Source organism: Kitasatospora sp. NPDC017646 (assembly GCF_044329365.1).
GTDB lineage: Bacteria > Actinomycetota > Actinomycetes > Streptomycetales > Streptomycetaceae > Kitasatospora.
Window position 1 is genome coordinate 1 of record NZ_JBIRJC010000129.1, and the last position, 2,026, is coordinate 2,026.

Consider the following 2,026-nt stretch of genomic DNA (forward strand, 5'->3'; position numbering starts at 1 on the left):
CAGCTTCCAGGCCCTTGCTGCGACAAGAGCCCGACGCGGTCTCTCACCGCGTCCGGTAAAGCAGCGCCTCGTGGCGCACAATCCGCCTCGAAGATGGGTTCCAGCACCAGCTTCAGCGCGGCCTGAACGGTGCGGTCGGCCACGGAAGGAATCCCGAGGCCTCTCACCTTTCCGGTCCCGCCCGGCTTGGGGATCTTGCGCTCCCTCACCGGCAGGGGCCGGAACGCGCCGGACTTCACGTCCGCGCGCAAACCGTCCAGGAACCCGGGGGCGCCGATGTCCCGCTCGACGTCGGCGACGGTCAGACCGTCCACGCCGGCGGTTCGGGCCCCCTAGTTGCCCGTGACCCGGTCGAACGCCACGATGAGCGTCGCCGGGTCGTGAACGAAATTGAACAGGTCGTCGAACCGGCGGCCGCGGTCGGCCACCGCCCAACGGTGAAGCTTGGTCTGCATCTCCAGTATCCGGCCGAACGGACCCGCTGGGGAATCTCCTTCCGGGGCACCGCCGTTCGGCGGTGCGTCTTCTGGCATTGCAGTCTCCTTCCATTCTTGGAACTGCTGCCGCCCTTCCCCTTGTGTCGGGCTTTCCCCGACTCCGAGTAGTACGGCGGCTCCGCCCCCTCCCGCACCGGTCGACCGACGGTGGGTCCGGCCCCGAACTCCGCGCTGGCGGCGCAGACTTGGGGTAGGTTCGGGAGGGTTCCCGTGTTCACTGCTGACCGTTCGTCGCAGGAGGTGCCCGACTCTGTCCCGGCGACATCGCCACGGTTACGCCGCAGGCTTTCACCGTGGCCTCCCGGGCCTGCAACTCCAGACCTGCCCGGGAGTTCCCCACCCTTTACTGCGGGAGTGGGTGCGCGCCGCCACCCGGCCCAGATCCGCCAGGTTCGAGCCGGTGACTCATTACGGGACGTAAACGCCGGTTCCTCGCGTACACCTCTGCGTCTCGCTCGCCGGACCCGACCCATCTGGCAGTGCTGGGCCGTCCCGGCTTTGTCACGGCTGCTCTCGCCCTCACCGACACCTCTCGGATCAGGCTGCCCCGTCAGCTACGCTCGCCCCGCTGCGACGGGGCTCGCGGCGCAGGTCTTTCACCTCCGCTCGGTCGAACAGCGCTTTCCACGGCGCACGAAGATTTCAAGTCCAGTGAGACGGTCGTGACGTTATGAGGTTTGTGGTGCGGGTTCCCTGCGCTTGGCCGGGTCGTTGATCCACGCCGTCTTCGGGATCTCGGGTGGTCTGGGGCGGCGGCCGAAGCGTTCGGGGTGCCGTGCGTAGGCCTCGGCGAGGGTGACGGCCCGCTGGTCGCGGATCTGTTCGGCGGTGCCGAAGTGGACGCTGGCGGGCGTGTGAAGTCCGATGCGGGCCCCTCCGGGCTGCCTCTGGGGTGTGACCTGTGGTGGACCACCTTGGTGTTTTTGGTATATTTTAGGGGTTTTGCCTGGATTGGTTGGACCAATGTGGGCCGGTTCCCGGTGTCGGGTTCCGCCTGTTTTGCTCGTGTGGGGTGGGGCTGGTTTTGGTTGCTGTGCGTGTTTGCCGTGCGCATGCCATGCGGCTGGGGCGGTGTGTCGAGGGTGGGGTTTTGACGGGTTGTTTGGGCGGTTTCCTGGGTTGCTTTCCGGGATTTCGCTGGGGCGTTTTCCCGGGGTTTCCGCCGGGGTTTTCGGCCCCACGGTTTCCGTGTGTGGGGTGGTGCGCGTCACGGGCAATGGGGTGTGACGCGCACCGGGTGGTGATCTTGTCAGGCCGCGTGTCGGCGGTCCTGTCCGGGGCGGCTGGTCGGCGTGCTGCTCGCCGCCGTCCGGCCTGGCCGCGTGGGGCGGTCCGTTCCAGAAATCTGGAACGCCTGCCGGCCTTTCGCCGCCTGCTGCTCGCGGCTGCGCTGGCGGCGCCCGGGGATGGCTCGCGCGAGTCATCATGCTGGCGTGTCGGCGGCGGCTGAATTCGGGCCGGTATCGACGGTTGAGTTGTGGGCCAGTCGTGGTCTCGCTGGATGGTGTGTGTCAGTCGTTGTCGTTCGT

General features: G+C 67.7%; 1 protein-coding gene and 1 pseudogene. Both read right to left on the reverse strand.

What is annotated here, in order from left to right:
• Positions 1-314: pseudogene (locus ACH4J0_RS43110) on the reverse strand (hypothetical protein); the annotation flags it as partial.
• Positions 315-332: 18 nt separating this feature from the next.
• A complete protein-coding gene (locus ACH4J0_RS43115) occupies positions 333-533 on the reverse strand; it encodes a hypothetical protein (RefSeq protein WP_396246648.1) in 201 nt (66 codons plus the stop codon).
• Positions 534-2,026: the final 1,493 nt, after the last annotated feature.

Coding starts and splice junctions, on each gene's coding strand:
- ACH4J0_RS43115 (WP_396246648.1), bottom strand. CDS start 533: ATGCCAGAAGACGCACCGCCGAACGGCGGTGCCCCGGAAGGAGATTCC.